Below are 16029 nucleotides of genomic sequence, written 5' to 3' on the forward strand. Positions count from 1 at the left end.
GTACGAGCGCATCGGCGATGTGGTCGCGGCTGCCCGTGACGACGTACTGATCATCGCGTCCGAGCGCGAGCCGAAGGAGTCGGCGATGGTCGGCAACCACGGCTCGATGACAGCGGCCGAGCAGCACATCCCGCTCCTGGAAGTACGTTCCTGACCCTCCCCGCCCGCCCAGCGAACCCCTCATGCCGAAAGGTGCTCAACTCCCCATGCCCGAGCTGGTGTTCTTCTCCGGAACCATGGACTGCGGGAAGTCGACACTGGCTCTCCAGATCGAGCACAACCGCTCGGCCCGCGGCCTGCAGGGCATGATCTTCACCCGCGACGACCGCGCGGGCGAGGGCAAGCTGTCCTCCCGCCTCGGCCTGGTCACGGACGCGGTGGAGGTCGAGGACGACCAGGACGTGTACGCGTACGTCGTCGACCACCTCTCGAAGGGTGGCCGCGCGGACTACGTGATCGCGGACGAGGCGCAGTTCCTCGCCCCCGAGCAGATCGACCAACTCGCGCGCGTGGTCGACGACCTGGGCATCGACGTCTTCGCCTTCGGCATCACGACGGACTTCCGCTCCAAGCTCTTCCCCGGCTCCCAGCGCCTCGTCGAACTCGCCGACCGGGTCGAGGTCCTCCAGGTCGAGGCCCTCTGCTGGTGCGGCGCCCGCGCCACCCACAACGCCCGCACCATAGGCGGCCGGATGGTCGTCGAGGGTGCCCAGGTCGTCGTCGGTGACGTCGACCAGTCGGAGGACATCGGCTACGAGGTCCTGTGCCGCAGGCATCACAGCCGCCGGACCACCGCGGCCAGCGCCCGCGCGGGCGTACTCTCCCCGGACGTGCTGCCGGTGGACGCGGTGTCCCGGACCTGAGGGCCCGCCTGTCCGTGAGGGGACCGCCCTGAAGGGCGCCGACGCCCCCCTCAGTGAGTTGTCCGCACCACCGAGAACACCGCCCCCTCCGGGTCCGCCACCGTGGCGATCCGGCCGTGCGGGGTGTTACGGGCCGGCTTGAGGACATGGCCGCCCAGGTCGAGCAGATGGGCGAGCGACGCGTCCACGTCCGCGACCTCGAAGTACGTCATCCAATGGGATCCCCGGTCGCGGGGCAGGGAGTTGCCGACGCCGTGGATGCCCGCCACCGGGCGCCCCTTGATGTGCAGGGTGATGTAGTCGAAGTCGGCGGAGACGACGGGTTCCTGCTCGAAACCGAAGACCGTCTCGTAGAACTTGGCGACGCCGGAGGAGTCGCGGGTCATCAGCTCGTTCCAGGTGGGCGTGCCCGGGACTTCGGTGATGCCCGTGCCGAGATGGGCCGCGGCCTGCCAGACGCCGAACACGGCACCCGCCGGGTCCGAGGCGATCGCCAGCCGCCCGGCGTCCTCCGCGTCGAGCGGGCCGACGCCGACCGTACCGCCGCAGTGCCGGACCGTCTCCGCCGTCAGGTCCACGTCGTCCGAGGCGAAGTAGGGCGTCCAGGCGATGGGCAGATGACGATCGGGCGGAAGCTGGCCGATACCCGCCACCTCCTGGCCGTCGAGCTGCGCCCGCACGTACGAGCCGAGGTGCTGCGGGCCGGGCTGGAACTCCCAGCCGAACAGGTCCCCGTAGAACTCCTGGGTCGCGGCCATCCCGTGCACCATCAGGCTCACCCAGCAGGGTGTGCCGGGCGTGTACGCACTGCCGTTCAGGCCGGCCGACCCCCGTGCCTCGGTCATCGTCACCCTCTCCTCGGCGCCTCGTGGGGCCGCTTCACTTCCACTACCGAACCGCGTGTTCCGCCGCCGTGCGCATTCCGCGCCCGGTGCCGATGTTCGCACCACCAGGGGGACGGCGCGCCCCGGCCGGGTGGCCCATGGCGGGAGGATGCCCGAATTGCTGGTTCCCATCCGTTTCCCCGCCATTGCCTGCTGATGTCCATCAGGCATACAGCGTGTGGCCGGGTCCGCACGCCGAGTGGTCGGGGCGGCCCGGCCGAGCAGAGTAGCCGGAGCTGGACGATGCGGCCACCCCGTGCGCAAGGATGGTGGCCATGAACGCCATCATCTCCGCACCCGAACTCGCGAGCGACCTGGCGGGTCCGAATCCGCCGGTCGTCCTGGACATCCGCTGGCAGCTGGGCGGCCCGAACCTGCGCTCCGCCTACGAGGAGGCGCACATTCCGGGGGCCGTCTACGTGGACCTGGACTCGGAACTCGCCGCCCCCGCCGGAGCGGCGGGCCGCCATCCGCTGCCCGACATGGAGGTCTTCGGAGCGGCCGTGCGGGCGGCCGGAGTGTCCGAGAACCGGGACGTGGTCGTGTACGACGGAGGGCTCGGCTGGGCCGCCGCGCGCGCGTGGTGGCTGCTGCGCTGGACGGGTCATCCGTCGGTGCGTGTGCTTGACGGCGGCCTCGCGGCCTGGAGCGGCCCGGTCGAGTCCGGCAGTCCCTCGCCCTCCGCCGGCACCTTCGTACCGGCCCCCGGCGCGCTGTCCCTCCTCGACGCCGACGGCGCCGCGGCGCTGGCCCGCACCGGTCTGCTCCTGGACGCCCGGGCCGCCGAGCGCTACCGGGGCGACGTCGAGCCCATCGACCGCGTCGGCGGGCACATTCCCGGGGCGGTCTCCGCGCCCACCACGGAGAACGTGGCCGAATCCGGCCAGTTCCGCCCCGCCGCGGACCTCGCCGACCACTTCAAGTCGCTGGGCGCGACCGGCACTTCCGAGGTCGGCGTCTACTGCGGCTCGGGTGTCTCCGGCGCGCACGAGGTCCTCGCGCTCACGGTCGCGGGCATCCCGGCCGCGCTGTACGTGGGTTCCTGGTCGGAGTGGTCCCAGGACGACAACCGCCCGGTGGCCACGGGGCCGGACCCGCAGTAGCCCCAGCAGCTTCATGGAGGAACGGCGCACGGCAGCGGAAAGGGCTCGCACCAAGGTGGTGCGAGCCCTTTCCGGCATGTCCTAGTCCTGCTTCTTCCTGCGTGTCCCGAAGACGATCTCGTCCCAGCTCGGCACGGCCGCTCTGCGTCCGGGACGCACCCCGTCCGCCTCGGCCTGCCGGTCGGTCGCACCGATCAGCCGGTCGCGGTGACTGGCCACCGAGCGCGGCATGAGCACGTCCGCGTACGCGGAACCCGCCGAGGCCGCGGGAGCCGGGGGCTCCTCCGCCTCGGGCTCCGCGTCGAGCGGTTCCTCCACCTCGGGACGCTCCGTGGTGGAGGTCGTCGAGGCGGCGGGCACGGGAGCGGTCGACGGACGCTCGGGCACCACCATGTCGCCGCGGAAGCTGGGCACCGCTTCCAGGAGACTGGTCAGCGAATCACGCTCGCTGGCGGTCTCCTCCAGGTCCGGCTCGGGCGACGGCGAGGGCAGGCTCGGCCGCTCCGTCTGCCGGTCCAGGGCACGGTCCATCGGACGGTCGCGCGGCAGCCGGGCGATGCGCGGTACGAACGGGAAGCTGGGCTCGGCCGCGGCGAGGTCGTCGGACTCGCCGATCAGCGAGCGCGCCTCGTCGTCCACGGCCTGGACGAGCCGCCGGGGCGGGTCGTACGTCCAGCTCGCCGCGTGCGGTTCGCCCGCCACCCGGTAGACCAGCAGGACTTCCCAGGTGCCGTCGTCGCGGCGCCAGGAGTCCCACTGGACGGTCTCCTTGTCGGCGCCGCGCAGCGTGAGCCGCTCCTGCACCGCCTCGCCGAGCTGGGGACCGGTGGTTTCGCCAGGGCGGCGGACAGGGGTCTTCCGGGCACGCTCCGCCATGAAGGCACGCTCGGCGAGTACGGGTCCTTCGAAGCGACGCACCCGGTCGACGGGGATACCGGCGAGCTGGGCGACCTCTTCGGCGGACGCTCCCGCACGTATACGTGCCTGGATGTCTCGGGGGCGGAGATGGCTCTCCACCTCGATCTCGATCTGGCCGAGGCGGGGACGGTCGCCGCGTACAGCGGCGCGCAGACGCTCATCGATCGGAAGCGTGTACTCCGTGCTGTCCGCAGCCTTCAGCACCAGCCGTGTGCCGTCGTTAGAGACGGCCACGACACGCAGTTCGGGCATGGGGACCTCCCGGGTGGTGCCTGCCGACGTCACGTGCGTCGCTGCTTCCGCTAGTCGAGTGTGGCCTGCCCGGGTGCAGCCTGCCACAACCTTGCCGAGTTGCCCGGCGTGTCGGGCGGTGGCCCGGGATCGCCGTTATGGCACGGTTACCTATTCGCAACGCTAAGTGACGAACTCCATCACCCTGTGCAACGAGCCCCCTCCCGGCGGTCCTGGAAGGCCCCGGACGCCCTGGCGAGTGTCCGGACCCAGGGCTCGCAACAGTACTCCATTCGGGCCACTTGCGTGGATCGGCACGCCGCCGAACTTCTGTCCGGGGACGGGAGTTGGCCACCCGGGGCGACGTTCCGGTGACCATGGCGCGTGGCGCGCTTCACTGAATCACCGCAAACGGAACTAATCGTTTCGCCTGTACGTCCTCTTCTCGCGCGGGCGTCTCGAAGTCTCGTGCAAACGTCCGCGTCTATTCGCCCAGCACCCGGCGCAAGTAGTCGTTCCCGAACAGCCGTTCAGGGTCGAGCCGGTCCCGCAACTCGGTGAACTCGCCGAAGCGCGGGTAGACATCGGCGAAGTACTCCGCGTCGCGCGTGTGCACCTTGCCCCAGTGGGGCCGCCCCTCGTGCGCGGTGAAGATCCGCTCGGCGGCGCTGAAGTACGCCTGGTACGGCGTGCCCCGGAACATGTGGACGGCGATGTACGCGGTGTCCCGGCCGGACGCGGTGGAGAGCGTGATGTCGTCCGCGGGCGCCGTACGCACCTCCACCGGGAAGCTGATGCGCAGTGGCGAACGGTCGACCATGGCCTTCAGTTCGCGCAGCGTCTCGACGAGCGCCTCGCGCGGGACGGCGAACTCCATCTCCGTGAAGCGGACCCGGCGCGGGGAAGTGAAGACCTTGTAGGGAATGTCGGTGTAGGTGCGCGCGGACAGGGCGCGGCTGGAGATCCTGGCGATCGAGGGGATCGTGGCGGGCACGGCCCGGCCCACGTAATTGGCCACCTGGAAGACGCCGTTGGAGAGGAACTCGTCCTCGAAGAGGCCGCGCACGGTGCCGACCGGTCTCTCCGGGCCCGCGCTGCGGTTGTTGCGCTTGGTGTTGCAGTTGCCGGTGTGCGGGAACCAGTAGAACTCGAAGTGCTCGTTCTCCGCGAACAGTTCGTCGAAGGAACCCGTCACCTCGTCGAAGCTCATCGGCTCCTCACGGGCCGTGAGAAGAAAAGTGGGCTCTACGGAGAAGGTGATCGCGGTGATGATCCCCAGGGCGCCGATGCCGACGCGGGCCGCCGCGAACACCTCGGGGTTCTCTTTCTCCGAGCAGCTGAGGACCGAGCCGTCGGCCGTCACCAGCTCAAGTCCCGTGATCTGGGCGGCTATCGAGGCGGAGTCGCGGCCGGTGCCGTGCGTCCCGGTGCTGACCGCCCCCGAGACCGTCTGCTCCATGATGTCGCCCATGTTCGTGAGCGACAGTCCCTCGCGCGCGAGAGCCAGATTGAGACGCTTGAGCGGGGTGCCCGCCTCGACGGTGACGGTGCCTGCCTCACGATCAATCTTGCGGATCCCGGTCAACAGTTGAGGGCGGATCAACACACCGTCGGTGGCGGCGGCGGCCGTGAAGGAGTGACCGGTGCCGACGGCCTTCACCCTGAGCCCGTCCTCCGCGGCCTGGCGCACGGCGGCGGAGAGTTCCTCGACGGACGCCGGAGTGACCTCCCGGGCCGGCCGGGCGGTGACGTTCCCCGCCCAGTTACGCCAGGTGCCGCTCTTCCCGCTCACTGTGCTGCTCATGGGTCCCCTCCCGCTGCGGAACCGGCCTGCTGAGCCGGCGATACCCCAGGAATCCCACCGCGACCGCGACTGCTCCGGCCGCGACCGGAACCCCGTACCCGGCCCGCGCCCCGGCCGTGTCGATCACCCAGCCGGACAGGGAGGAGCCGAGCGCGACCCCGACCATGAGTCCGGTGCTCACCCATGTCATGCCTTCGGTCAGTTTCGCGCGAGGTACGTGCAGTTCGACGAGGGCCATCGTCGTGATCATCGTCGGCGCGATGGACAGGCCCGCAACGAACAGCGCCACGGCCAGGAACGGCAAGTTTCCGACCAGTAGGAGGGGGATCATACTCACGGCCATGGTGCATACGCCCAGCGCCCACCTGCGGGCGGGCGCTCCGCCGAGGCGCAGCAGTCCGAACACGGCCCCCGCCAGACAGGAGCCCGCCGCGTACACGGCCAGGACGACGCTCGCGGCCCCCTTGTGGCCCTGTTCGTCGGCGAAGGCGACGGTGACCACGTCGACCGCCCCGAAGATCGCCCCCGTCGCCACGAAGGTGGCCACCAGGACCTGCAGCCCGGCCGAGCGCAGGGCCGAGCCGCCCGTGTGGTGCTCACGCGGATGCGGCGGGGGCTCGGTGGCGCGCTGGGAGGTCAGCCAGAAGACGCCGGCCGCCAGGAAGCAGGCCGCGAGTAGCGGCCCGGCCTCCGGGAACCAGACGGTGGACAGCCCGATGGAGATGATCGGCCCGAAGATGAAACAGATCTCGTCGACGACGGACTCGAAGGCGTACGCGGTGTGCAGCTGGGGCTTGCCCCGGAACAGGTAGGCCCAGCGCGCCCGGGTCATCGCGCCGATGCTCGGCACGCAGCCGATGCCGGCCGAGCAGAGGAACAGCACCCAGTCCGGCCAGCCGAAGTGCGCGGCCAGCAACAGCCCGGCGGACGCGGCGAGCGCGAACAGTGTGGCGGGGCGCAGCACGCGCCGCTGCCCGTGCCGGTCCACCAGGCGGGATATCTGCGGGCCGAACACCGCGGCGGACAGCGCCATGGTCGCCGAGAGCGCGCCCGCGAGCCCGTACCGCCCGGTGAGCTGCGAGATCATCGTGACCACGCCGATGCCCATCATCGACAGCGGCATCCGGCCGAGGAGGCCCGCGGTGGTGAACCCCTTGGAGCCGGGGGCTGCGAACAGGGCGCGGTAGGGGCTGGGCACGGGGGTCTCCGGGAGCGGTCCGGTAAGGCGTGAATGCGGCCGATACAGCTTACGGGTCAGGTGACCCCGACTCATACGCGGATGTCGGCCAGCACCCAGGTCGCCCGCTGTCCGGCACCCCGCCGCTGTCCGGCACCCCGCCGTTGTCCGGCTGTCGGAGCCGAGTGGCAGGATCGAGACATGCGAGACGCGCTCGATGCCACCCCCTACGACGCCCTGCTCCTGCTCTCGTTCGGCGGCCCCGAGGGCCCCGACGACGTGGTCCCGTTCCTGGAGAACGTGACGCGTGGACGGGGAATCCCCAAGGAACGCCTCAAGGAAGTGGGGCAGCACTACTTCCTGTTCGGCGGGGTCAGCCCCATCAACGACCAGAACCGCGCCCTGCTGGACGCCCTCCGCAAGGACTTCGTGGAGCACGGGCTGGACCTGCCGGTGTACTGGGGCAACCGGAACTGGGGCCCGTATCTGACCGACACCCTGCGCGAGATGGTCGCCGACGGCCGCCGCAGGGTCCTGGTCCTCGCCACGAGCGCGTACGCCTCGTACTCGGGCTGCCGGCAGTACCGCGAGGACCTCGCCGGAGCCCTGGCCACCCTGGAGGGGGAGGGCCTGGAGCTGCCGCGCATCGACAAGCTGCGGCACTACTTCAACCACCCCGGCTTCCTGGAGCCCATGATCGAGGGCCTTCTGAAGTCCCTCGCGGAGCTCCCCGAGGACGTCCGCGCGGGCGCGCACCTCGCCTTCACGACCCACTCGATCCCGGACGCCTCGGCGGACACCTCGGGCCCGGTCGAGGACCACGGCGACGGCGGGGCGTACGTGAAGCAGCACCTGGACGTCGCACGGCTCGTCGCCGACGCCGTGCGCGAGCGGACCGGGATCGACCACCCCTGGCAGCTCGTCTACCAGTCGCGCTCGGGCGCCCCGCACATCCCGTGGCTGGAGCCGGACATCTGCGACCACCTGGAAGAGCTGCACGGCGCCGGCGTCCCGGCCGTCGTCATGGCGCCCATCGGGTTCGTCTCGGACCACATGGAGGTCCTCTACGACCTCGACACGGAGGCCACGGCGAAGGCCGAGGAGCTGGGACTGCCGGTCCGCCGATCGGCCACCGTGGGCGCCGACCCGCGGTTCGCCGCCGCGATCCGCGAGCTGGTCCTGGAGCGGGCCGCCGCGGAGAGCGGCCGGGACGTGACGCCCTGCGCGCTCGGCGCCCTGGGCCCGAGCCACAACCTGTGCCCCGTGGGCTGCTGCCCGGCCCGCGCCCCCAAGCCCGCAGCCGCGGGCACCGACAGCCCGTACGCATGAGGAGCACCGTGACCGCCACAACAAGCGACGAGCTGAAGGCCGAGCTGCTGGAGATCGCGCTCGACGCGGCCCACCGCGCGGGCGCCTTCCTGCGTGACGGCCGCCCGGACGACCTGGGCGTGGCCGCCACCAAGTCCAGTGCCGTCGACGTCGTCACCGAGATGGACATCGCGTCCGAGAAGCTGATCACCGGTCTGCTGGCCGACCGCAGGCCGGACGACGGCGTACTCGGCGAGGAGGGCGCCAGCGTCGAGGGCAGCAGCGGCGTCCAGTGGGTGATCGACCCGATCGACGGCACGGTCAACTACCTGTACGGACTGCCCAGTTGGTCCGTGTCCATCGCGGCCCTCAAGGACGGCGAGGCCGTCGTCGGGGTGGTGCACGCCCCGATGCGCGCGGAGACCTACCGGGCCGTCCTGGGGCAGGGCGCGTACGTGAACGACCGCCCCGCGCGCGTGCGTCCCGCCCCCGCCTTCGGGCTGGCCCTCGTCGGCACCGGCTTCGGCTACGTCGCAGAGCGCCGGGCCCGGCAGGCCGAGGTGGTCGGCCACCTGATCCCCCAGGTCCGCGACATCCGCCGTGGCGGCTCGGCGGCGATCGACCTGTGCGACGTGGCGACGGGCCGCCTGGACGCGTACTACGAGCGGGGCCTGAACCCCTGGGACTACGCCGCCGGCGACCTGATCGCCCGCGAGGCGGGCGCCCTGACCGGCGGACGCCCCGGAGACCCCCTCTCGACAGACCTGACCATCGCAGCCCCACCCGGCCTCTTCGAACCGCTCCAGGCCCGCCTGGAGGAACTGGGTGCTTGGCACGACTGACGCCGAGTACAACAACGGCGACGAGGGAACCGCGTACACATCAGCGGCGAGTGAGCCGAAGGGGCGCGCCTGTGTCGAGACGGTGAACGCGCGGAGCGCCCGACGAAGGAGGGTCGAGCACGATCGCCGTCTCGACACAGGCTGTAGCGCCCCGGAGGCGAACCGAGCCCAAAAAAGCGGGGCCCCGGCACTGGATCGATGCCGGGGCCCCGCTTTTGTGCGAGCTGATCAGACGTGTGACACGCCGACCTGCACGCCGTGCTCGGCGGCAAGGCGGTGCAGGTCGTCGAGCTCTGCCTGCTCGACCTCGGCGAGGAAGTCGTCGCCGGTCTCGCGAGCCATCGTCAGGTCGGACTCGGTCGCCCTTATGCGCTGCAGAAGTCCTGCGGTGAATGCGTCCATGCTGCGCCCCCTCGTCCTGGGTCGTGGGTCGGTGGCACGGGGGTGTGCCGTTCGGAAGGGGCGATCACGTCTCCAGGGTGCCCAGCGCTGCCCGCACTGGGCGGCGACGGTGCCGGACACCCACGCCCGCCCTGCGGAAGCGGACCGTGACATACCGCATGGTGGTGCGGCACAAGCAGAGCGTGATCGCGGGGTGTAAAGCCGTCCTCCCCCCGCTCCCTTCCACGGAAACCTCAACCGCACGAGAAAATCTGGCATTCCCCGGCCCCCGCACCCGCCTTACAGCCGACTTATGGCCGAAAAGGGCAGGATGGAGACTCAACCCGCGACAGGCCCTGCCCGCGTGCGCCGAGAAGGCGCTACGCGGGTGGACAGAGGAAGGACAAGCGACGTGCGCGTACTCGTCGTCGAGGACGAGCAACTGCTCGCCGATGCGGTGGCCACCGGACTGCGCCGGGAGGCCATGGCCGTCGACGTCGTGTACGACGGCGCGGCCGCACTGGAGCGCATCGGTGTCAACGACTACGACGTGGTCGTCCTCGACCGTGACCTCCCCCTCGTGCACGGCGACGACGTCTGCCGCAAGATCGTCGAGCTCGGCATGCCCACGCGCGTGCTGATGCTCACGGCCTCCGGAGACGTCAGCGACCGCGTGGAGGGCTTGGAGATCGGCGCCGACGACTACCTCCCCAAGCCCTTCGCCTTCAGCGAGCTGACGGCACGCGTGCGTGCCCTCGGCCGGCGTACGAGCATGCCGCTGCCGCCCGTCCTGGAGCGCGCCGGGATCAAGCTCGACCCCAACCGCCGCGAGGTCTTCCGTGACGGCAAGGAGGTCCAGCTCGCGCCCAAGGAGTTCGCCGTCCTGGAGGTGCTGCTGCGCAGCGAGGGCGCCGTCGTCTCCGCCGAGCAGCTCCTGGAGAAGGCCTGGGACGAGAACACCGACCCGTTCACCAACGTCGTGCGCGTCACGGTGATGACCCTGCGCCGCAAGCTCGGTGAGCCCCCGGTCATCGTCACGGTGCCCGGTTCCGGCTACCGGATCTGATATCCGATGACCACGACACCCGCTCCTCCCAAGGCGCCCCCGAAGCCCACCTGGGACCCGAGGAAACCGGAGCCGCCGTTCCCCTGGCTGCGTCCGACCATTCGGATACGTCTCACCCTGCTGTACGGCGGCATGTTCCTGATCGCCGGGATCCTGCTGTTGTCGATCATCTACCTGCTGGCGGCCCAGGCCCTCCGCGAGGGCAGCAGCGTCTCCTTCCAGGTGACCGGGAGCAACCTCAAGCTCTTCAGCGAGAACTGCCCCCAGCTGGGCGACGCCGGGAGCAACCAAGAGCTGAACGCGATGCTCAAGGAGTGCACGGCCATCCAGCAGCAGCACGCTCTGGACGGCCTCCTCAGCCGCTCGCTCCTCGCCCTCCTGGGCCTCGCAGTCATCGCGTTCGCCTTCGGCTACGCGATGGCAGGCCGGGTGCTGTCGCCGCTCGGGCGGATCACGCGCACCGCGCGCGCGGTGGCGGGGTCGGACCTGTCGCGGCGGATCGAGCTGGACGGTCCGGACGACGAGTTCAAGGAGCTGGCGGACACCTTCGACGACATGCTTGAGCGGCTGCAGAGAGCCTTCACGGCCCAGCAGCGGTTCGTCGGGAACGCGTCGCACGAGCTGCGGACGCCACTCGCGATCAACCGCACGCTTCTTGAGGTGCATCTGTCCGATCCGGGAGCGCCCGTGGAGCTGCAGCAGCTCGGTAAGACGCTGCTCGCCACGAACGAGCGCAGCGAGCAGCTCGTCGAGGGCCTGCTGCTGCTCGCCCGCAGCGACAACCAGATCGTCGAACGCAAGCCGGTCGACCTCGCCGAGGTCGCCTCACAGGCCATCGACCAGGCCCGTGGCGAGGCGGAGGCGAAGGGCGTGGCGATCCGCGGGAAGCGCGATGTCGCGGTCGTCCAGGGCAGCGGCGTCCTCCTGGAGCGGATCGCCCTGAACCTCGTCCAGAACGCCGTGCGGTACAACGTGGCGGAGGAAGGCTGGGTCGAGGTGACCACAGAGGTGCAGCACGGTCAGGCGGTGCTCGTGGTGTCCAATACGGGGCCCGTGGTGCCCGCGTACGAGATCGACAATCTTTTCGAGCCTTTCCGGCGACTGCGTACGGAGCGGACGGGCAGTGACAAAGGCGTGGGTCTTGGCCTGTCGATCGCCAGGTCGGTGGCCCGTGCCCACGGTGGTCATATCGCCGCGGAACCGCGTGAGGGGGGTGGACTGGTGATGCGAGTAACCCTGCCCGTCTGAGACCATGTCGCCGACACGCGAGGATGTTCGCTTTGCGCGGAATTTTCTGGGCATGCAGTGGGCTGCTTCGTGTGTGATCGATCACAAGGGCGAATTTCCGGCCATCTACTCTCCGTGATCAAGAAGGCCGTCGTAAAGCCGGGAACATCCGGGTTTTCGGGGGTCCAGATCACGGGAAGTACACGGTGAGACGCCTTTGAAGTGCGGCATTCGGACCGTGTACGGTCCCGTTCGCCATCCAAGCCGATCACTCTTGAGGGGTCCGATTGGGTGTCGATTGAGTAACAGACCTTGATGTGAGGCAAAATCTCCGCCTCGGGTCGGGCACAAGTCCGGCCTCTCACGCGTTACGTGCGCTGGAGACACCGCAGACACCCAGAGGGGGAGAGCGACATGGCAACGGATTACGACACCCCACGCAAGACCGACGACGACGTCGATTCGGACAGCCTTGAGGAACTGAAGGCTCGCCGGAACGACAAGTCGACTTCGGCGGTCGACGTGGACGAGTTCGAGGCTGCAGAAGGCCTGGAACTGCCCGGCGCGGACCTCTCGAACGAGGAGTTGGCCGTCCGGGTCCTGCCGAAGCAGCAGGACGAGTTCACCTGCATGAGCTGCTTCCTGGTCCACCACCGCAGCCAGCTGGCCCGCGAGAAGAACGGCCAGCCGATCTGCCGCGACTGCGACTGAGGCAGGGTCGGCCGTGACAGGCTCGACCCCGCCCTGGAAGCGCCGCTTTCGTGACCAGGGAGCGGCCGGTCCGTCCTCGGACGGCATGCGTGACGACGAGCGGGGCCACCCGGCCTCGCTCGAAGCAGTGGACGCGACAGGCGCCTCCGGCGCCCTGGAGGTGCCGGTTCCCAAGGCGCCTGTCGCCAAACGCAGGGCCGCCGCTGTCGGCCACGGGGTGAAGGAAGGTGTCCGTAAGGGCGGCAGCCGCGCCAGGGCGGGCCTGGCGTACCTCACCGACCGCATCATCGAGAACGCCCCGCGTATCCCCGTACGGGACCTCGCGACCCTCCGCAGGCAGTTCCCGGGCCTCGGCCCCGAGCAGCTCGCGGACAAGATCGTGGCGGGCGCCTGCAACGCGACCTCCACGGTGGGCGCGGGAATCGGCGCGGCCGCGATGATGCCCGTACCTCCGGCGATGCCCACGGAGCTGGCCGCCGAGATCACCGGCGTGGCCGCGATCGAGATGAAGATGATCGCGGAGTTGTACGAGGTCTACGGCCTGCGGCCGCCGGGCAGTCTGAAGCAGCGCTCCACCACGTATCTGAGTTCGTGGTCGGAGGAGCGCGGAATCGACGTGACCAAACCGTCGACGATCAACGCGGCCCTCGGAGGCCAGCTGAAGCGCGAGCTGCGCCAGCAGATCATGAAGCGCATGGTCAGAAACCTGCCGAACCTGATGCCGTTCATGGTCGGCGCCGCCGTCGGGGCGGTGATGAACCGCCGTGACACGAGAAAGCTCGCGGAGCGCATCCGCAAGGACCTCCGCAAGGCGCAGGTGCCGTGGGACGCGCTGCCGGCGCTGCCGCCCCTGGAGAAGCCCGCCGATCCGCTGCGCGTCGGGGAGATCCCCAAGGAGCTGGGGCGCTGACCCCCGCTGACCTCATTCCCCCGGCCCTGGCAGGCAAAGTTCTGACCCGCGGAAGGGAAAGTTTCCGTACGGGACACGAGTGCGAGCACGGCCCGAACTCGGCCGGGAGTCGGGAGCCGGGAGGCAGTCCGGGATCGGGACCGGGAGTGGATCCGGCCGGATCTACGCCGTTGCCGTCACCTAGGCCGTCGCCGTCAGCTACGCCGTCGTCGTCCGGGCCGCTTCCAGTGCCGCGGCCAGGCGCTCCGGGTCGCGGGTCGACAGGTACAGGTACGGGGTCGGGTCGGCCGGGTCGGTGACCTCGACGCGGAGCGCCGTCGGGATGTAGGAGCGCAGGAGCATGAAGGCGCGTGTGTCGGCCTTGAACGTGCGCCAGGCGCGCGTCTCCTCCGGGTCGAGGACATGGGCCTCGCCGAGGGCCGAGACCGGGATCTTCGCGTCGCCCGCGATCAGGGAGCCGGCCACCACACGGATCCGCACGGAGCCGTACGAACTGGCCGCCACCGCCGCGACCGCCGTGCCGCCGACAAGGCCCCCCAGCAGGGGAAGCGTGCCGAACGGCAGCAGGATCAGGGCCATCGAGAGACCCACCAGCAGGCTGATGAACCACCAGGAACGGGGCGCGGTCAGACGTTCTTCGTACGGCGAGGCGGAAAGCTGCATACGGCCTAGCCTGCCACGGTGCGTGCGCGGCGCTGACGCGGAGGTAAGGTCTGCGCCTGTGAGTGGTACATCTTCAGCTCTGCGGCCCCCGGCCGACGCCGTGGCGCCGGTGAGGCATCCCGACGCGCCCGCGCCCGGCGAGCTGCTCGGCGCGCACTACGGCCAGTGTTTCGGCTGCGGCGGAGACCAGCCGCACGGACTGCACCTGGAGGCCCGCGCGGGCGAGGGGGTGAGGATCACCGCCGAGTTCACCGTGAAGCCGGCCCATCAGGGCGCTCCCGGCCTCGCGCACGGCGGAGTCCTCGCGAGCGCACTCGACGAGACCCTCGGTTCGCTGAACTGGCTGCTGCGCACCATCGCGGTGACCGGACGGCTGGAGACCGACTTCGTACGGCCCGTGCCCGTCGGCACCGTGCTGTACCTGGAGGCCGAGGTGACGGCGGTGGCGGGGCGCAAGATCTACTCGTCCGCCACCGGACGGATCGGCGGCCCGGACGGGGCCGTCGCCGTGCGCGCGGACGCCCTCTTCCTGGAGGTGAAGGTGGAGCACTTCATCGACAACGGCCGCCCGGAGGAGATCCGCGCGGCCATGGACGACCCCGACCAGGTCCGTCGTGCCCGTGCCTTCGAGGTGAACCCGTGACCCCGACCCCGACCACGACTCCCGTGGGCGTGCTGATCAAGCGCGTCGATCCGGACGTACCGCTTCCGGAATACGCGCACCCCGGCGACGCCGGCGCGGACCTCCGGACGACGGAGAGCCGCGTTCTGGAACCCGGCGAGAGGGCCGTGCTGCCCACGGGAGTGTGCATCGCGCTCCCAGAGGGGTACGCGGCCTTCGTGCACCCGCGTTCCGGGCTCGCCGCCCGCTGCGGTGTCGCTCTGGTGAATGCCCCGGGGACGGTTGATGCCGGGTACCGTGGGGAGATCAAGGTGATCGTGGTGAATCTCGACCCGCGCGAGTCCGTGCGGTTCGAGCGCTTCGACCGGATTGCCCAACTGGTCGTCCAGCAGGTCGAGAAGGTGCGCTTCCAGGAGGTGGCGGAGCTTCCCGACTCGGCGCGGGCCGCGGGGGGCTTCGGGTCCACCGGCGGGCATGCCGCTGTGGGCGGCACAGCGGGTGGGAATCGATACGCTTCGGTCGTATCCGACCGGGAAGGACAGTGACGTGTTCGGACGTCGCAAGAAGGGCAGTGCCGCCGAGGACGCGGCGGGCGAGGCCGAGCAGGTCGTCGACAGTGTCGACACTGAGGCGGACGACGCGGAGCGCGAGCGCGTGAGGCTTGAGCCCGAGCCGCGCCCCGACGGCCCCTGGGACAGCACAGAGGTCCGGGATCCGGCCGAGGGCCGGGTCGACCTGGGCGGTCTCTTCGTGCCCGGGGTCGACGGCATGGAGCTCCGGGTGGAGGTCGCGGGCGACGCCATCGTCGCGGCCACCGTGGTGCTCAAGGACAGCGCCGTCCAGCTGCAGGCCTTCGCCGCCCCCAAGCGCGAGGGCATCTGGGGCGAGGTGCGCGAGGAGATCGCCACCGGCATCACCCAGCAGGGCGGTGTCATCGACGAGGTCGAGGGCCCGCTGGGCTGGGAGCTGCGCGCGCAGGTACCGGTGCAGCTGCCGGACGGGACGGGCGGCTTCCAGGTCGTCCGGTTCATCGGCGTGGACGGGCCCCGCTGGTTCCTGCGCGGAGTGATCTCCGGCCAGGGCGCCGTGCAGCCGCAGAGCGGCGGCGTACTGGAGTCGATCTTCCGGGACACCGTGGTGGTCCGCGGTGAGGGCCCGATGGCCCCGCGCGACCCGATCGTCCTGAAGCTCCCGGACGACGCGCAGATGGTCGCCGAGGGCGTCCAGCAGGAGGAGCAGGCAGGTTCCCGCTTCTCCGGCGGCATGGGGCAGTTGCAGCGCGGACCGGAGATCACCGAGGTCCGGTAGGCACGTACAAG

General features: G+C 70.5%; 17 protein-coding genes and 1 pseudogene. 12 read left to right on the plus strand and 6 right to left on the minus strand.

The features are described 5' to 3' along the window. Both AOK17_RS52570 and AOK17_RS28530 read left to right on the plus strand, forming a co-directional pair. Positions 1-154: pseudogene (locus AOK17_RS52570) on the plus strand (alkaline phosphatase family protein); the annotation flags it as partial. A gap of 52 nt (positions 155-206) precedes the next feature. Next, positions 207-863: a thymidine kinase gene (locus tag AOK17_RS28530; RefSeq protein WP_055615437.1), complete on the plus strand. Its 657-nt coding sequence runs from the start codon at positions 207-209 to the stop codon at positions 861-863. A gap of 50 nt (positions 864-913) precedes the next feature. Here the strand turns inward: AOK17_RS28530 and AOK17_RS28535 are convergent, their stop codons facing one another. Then, on the minus strand, positions 914-1708 hold the full coding sequence (locus tag AOK17_RS28535) for a VOC family protein (RefSeq protein ID WP_055615438.1): 795 nt from the start codon (positions 1706-1708) through the stop codon (positions 914-916). 314 nt (positions 1709-2022) lie between these two features. On the opposite strand from AOK17_RS28535, the gene AOK17_RS28540 reads away from it, so the two are divergent. After that, on the plus strand, positions 2023-2850 hold the full coding sequence (locus AOK17_RS28540; protein ID WP_055615439.1) for a sulfurtransferase: 828 nt from the start codon (positions 2023-2025) through the stop codon (positions 2848-2850). Between the two features lie 81 nt (positions 2851-2931). Here the strand turns inward: AOK17_RS28540 and sepH are convergent, their stop codons facing one another. The 3 genes from sepH to AOK17_RS28555 all read right to left on the minus strand — a co-directional run bounded on the left by sepH (position 2932) and on the right by AOK17_RS28555 (position 7001). Continuing rightward, positions 2932-4020: a septation protein SepH gene (gene sepH, locus AOK17_RS28545; RefSeq protein ID WP_055615440.1), complete on the minus strand. Its 1089-nt coding sequence runs from the start codon at positions 4018-4020 to the stop codon at positions 2932-2934. Between the two features lie 463 nt (positions 4021-4483). Next, positions 4484-5803, minus strand: a complete 1320-nt coding sequence (locus AOK17_RS28550; protein ID WP_055615441.1) for a D-arabinono-1,4-lactone oxidase — start codon at positions 5801-5803, stop codon at positions 4484-4486. Beyond that, positions 5763-7001, minus strand: coding sequence for an MFS transporter (locus AOK17_RS28555; RefSeq protein ID WP_055615442.1), 1239 nt, complete (start codon positions 6999-7001; stop codon positions 5763-5765). The genes AOK17_RS28550 and AOK17_RS28555 overlap by 41 nt, the downstream gene beginning before the upstream one ends. 180 nt (positions 7002-7181) lie before the next feature. Here AOK17_RS28555 and AOK17_RS28560 point away from each other — a divergent pair, with 180 nt between their 5' ends. Both AOK17_RS28560 and AOK17_RS28565 read left to right on the plus strand, forming a co-directional pair. After that, a complete protein-coding gene (locus AOK17_RS28560) occupies positions 7182-8309 on the plus strand; it encodes a ferrochelatase (protein WP_055615443.1) in 1128 nt (375 codons plus the stop codon). Next, the gene (locus AOK17_RS28565) at positions 8306-9130 is read left to right on the plus strand and encodes an inositol monophosphatase family protein (RefSeq protein ID WP_055615444.1); all 825 of its coding nucleotides are present in this window, start codon (positions 8306-8308) and stop codon (positions 9128-9130) included. Before AOK17_RS28560 ends, AOK17_RS28565 begins: the two co-directional genes overlap by 4 nt. Positions 9131-9358: 228 nt before the next feature. Here AOK17_RS28565 and AOK17_RS51345 read toward each other — a convergent pair whose 3' ends face one another. Continuing rightward, positions 9359-9532 (minus strand): hypothetical protein, encoded by a 174-nt coding sequence (locus AOK17_RS51345; protein WP_169801958.1) that lies wholly within the window; start codon positions 9530-9532, stop codon positions 9359-9361. A gap of 391 nt (positions 9533-9923) precedes the next feature. Here AOK17_RS51345 and AOK17_RS28570 point away from each other — a divergent pair, with 391 nt between their 5' ends. The 4 genes from AOK17_RS28570 to AOK17_RS28585 all read left to right on the plus strand — a co-directional run bounded on the left by AOK17_RS28570 (position 9924) and on the right by AOK17_RS28585 (position 13425). Beyond that, the gene (locus tag AOK17_RS28570; RefSeq protein ID WP_055615445.1) at positions 9924-10577 is read left to right on the plus strand and encodes a response regulator transcription factor; all 654 of its coding nucleotides are present in this window, start codon (positions 9924-9926) and stop codon (positions 10575-10577) included. A 6-nt stretch (positions 10578-10583) separates the two neighbouring features. After that, positions 10584-11825: a sensor histidine kinase gene (locus AOK17_RS28575; protein WP_055615446.1), complete on the plus strand. Its 1242-nt coding sequence runs from the start codon at positions 10584-10586 to the stop codon at positions 11823-11825. A 393-nt stretch (positions 11826-12218) separates the two neighbouring features. Beyond that, positions 12219-12515 carry a DUF4193 domain-containing protein gene (locus AOK17_RS28580; RefSeq protein ID WP_005481602.1) on the plus strand — a complete coding sequence of 99 codons (297 nt, stop codon included), beginning with the start codon at positions 12219-12221 and terminating at the stop codon, positions 12513-12515. A 13-nt stretch (positions 12516-12528) separates the two neighbouring features. Then, positions 12529-13425 (plus strand): hypothetical protein, encoded by an 897-nt coding sequence (locus tag AOK17_RS28585; protein ID WP_206190851.1) that lies wholly within the window; start codon positions 12529-12531, stop codon positions 13423-13425. 198 nt (positions 13426-13623) lie between these two features. Here the strand turns inward: AOK17_RS28585 and AOK17_RS28590 are convergent, their stop codons facing one another. Next, positions 13624-14088, minus strand: a complete 465-nt coding sequence (locus AOK17_RS28590; protein ID WP_055615447.1) for a DUF3093 domain-containing protein — start codon at positions 14086-14088, stop codon at positions 13624-13626. 58 nt (positions 14089-14146) lie between these two features. On the opposite strand from AOK17_RS28590, the gene AOK17_RS28595 reads away from it, so the two are divergent. From AOK17_RS28595 to AOK17_RS28605, 3 genes are read left to right on the plus strand one after another with little or no spacing between them, the layout of a single operon-like run. Then, on the plus strand, positions 14147-14731 hold the full coding sequence (locus tag AOK17_RS28595) for a PaaI family thioesterase (protein WP_055615448.1): 585 nt from the start codon (positions 14147-14149) through the stop codon (positions 14729-14731). After that, positions 14728-15255: a dUTP diphosphatase gene (gene dut, locus AOK17_RS28600; protein WP_245697418.1), complete on the plus strand. Its 528-nt coding sequence runs from the start codon at positions 14728-14730 to the stop codon at positions 15253-15255. Before AOK17_RS28595 ends, dut begins: the two co-directional genes overlap by 4 nt. 1 nt (position 15256) lies before the next feature. Beyond that, a complete protein-coding gene (locus tag AOK17_RS28605; RefSeq protein ID WP_055615449.1) occupies positions 15257-16018 on the plus strand; it encodes a DUF3710 domain-containing protein in 762 nt (253 codons plus the stop codon). The last annotated feature ends 11 nt before the right edge of the window (positions 16019-16029 follow it).

Origin of the sequence: Streptomyces phaeochromogenes (genome assembly GCF_001418655.1) — a bacterium.
GTDB lineage: Bacteria > Actinomycetota > Actinomycetes > Streptomycetales > Streptomycetaceae > Streptomyces > Streptomyces phaeochromogenes.

What these genes read in the sequence shown, in the direction of transcription:
- AOK17_RS51345 (WP_169801958.1), bottom strand. Translation starts at nt 9,532, where the DNA reads ATGGACGCATTCACCGCAGGACTTCTGCAGCGCATAAGGGCGACCGAG.
- sepH (WP_055615440.1), bottom strand. Translation starts at nt 4,020, where the DNA reads ATGCCCGAACTGCGTGTCGTGGCCGTCTCTAACGACGGCACACGGCTG.
- AOK17_RS28560 (WP_055615443.1), top strand. Translation starts at nt 7,182, where the DNA reads ATGCGAGACGCGCTCGATGCCACCCCCTACGACGCCCTGCTCCTGCTC.
- AOK17_RS28575 (WP_055615446.1), top strand. Translation starts at nt 10,584, where the DNA reads ATGACCACGACACCCGCTCCTCCCAAGGCGCCCCCGAAGCCCACCTGG.
- AOK17_RS28565 (WP_055615444.1), top strand. Translation starts at nt 8,306, where the DNA reads ATGAGGAGCACCGTGACCGCCACAACAAGCGACGAGCTGAAGGCCGAG.
- AOK17_RS28535 (WP_055615438.1), bottom strand. Translation starts at nt 1,708, where the DNA reads ATGACCGAGGCACGGGGGTCGGCCGGCCTGAACGGCAGTGCGTACACG.
- AOK17_RS28550 (WP_055615441.1), bottom strand. Translation starts at nt 5,803, where the DNA reads ATGAGCAGCACAGTGAGCGGGAAGAGCGGCACCTGGCGTAACTGGGCG.
- AOK17_RS28580 (WP_005481602.1), top strand. Translation starts at nt 12,219, where the DNA reads ATGGCAACGGATTACGACACCCCACGCAAGACCGACGACGACGTCGAT.
- AOK17_RS28590 (WP_055615447.1), bottom strand. Translation starts at nt 14,088, where the DNA reads ATGCAGCTTTCCGCCTCGCCGTACGAAGAACGTCTGACCGCGCCCCGT.
- AOK17_RS28530 (WP_055615437.1), top strand. Translation starts at nt 207, where the DNA reads ATGCCCGAGCTGGTGTTCTTCTCCGGAACCATGGACTGCGGGAAGTCG.
- AOK17_RS28540 (WP_055615439.1), top strand. Translation starts at nt 2,023, where the DNA reads ATGAACGCCATCATCTCCGCACCCGAACTCGCGAGCGACCTGGCGGGT.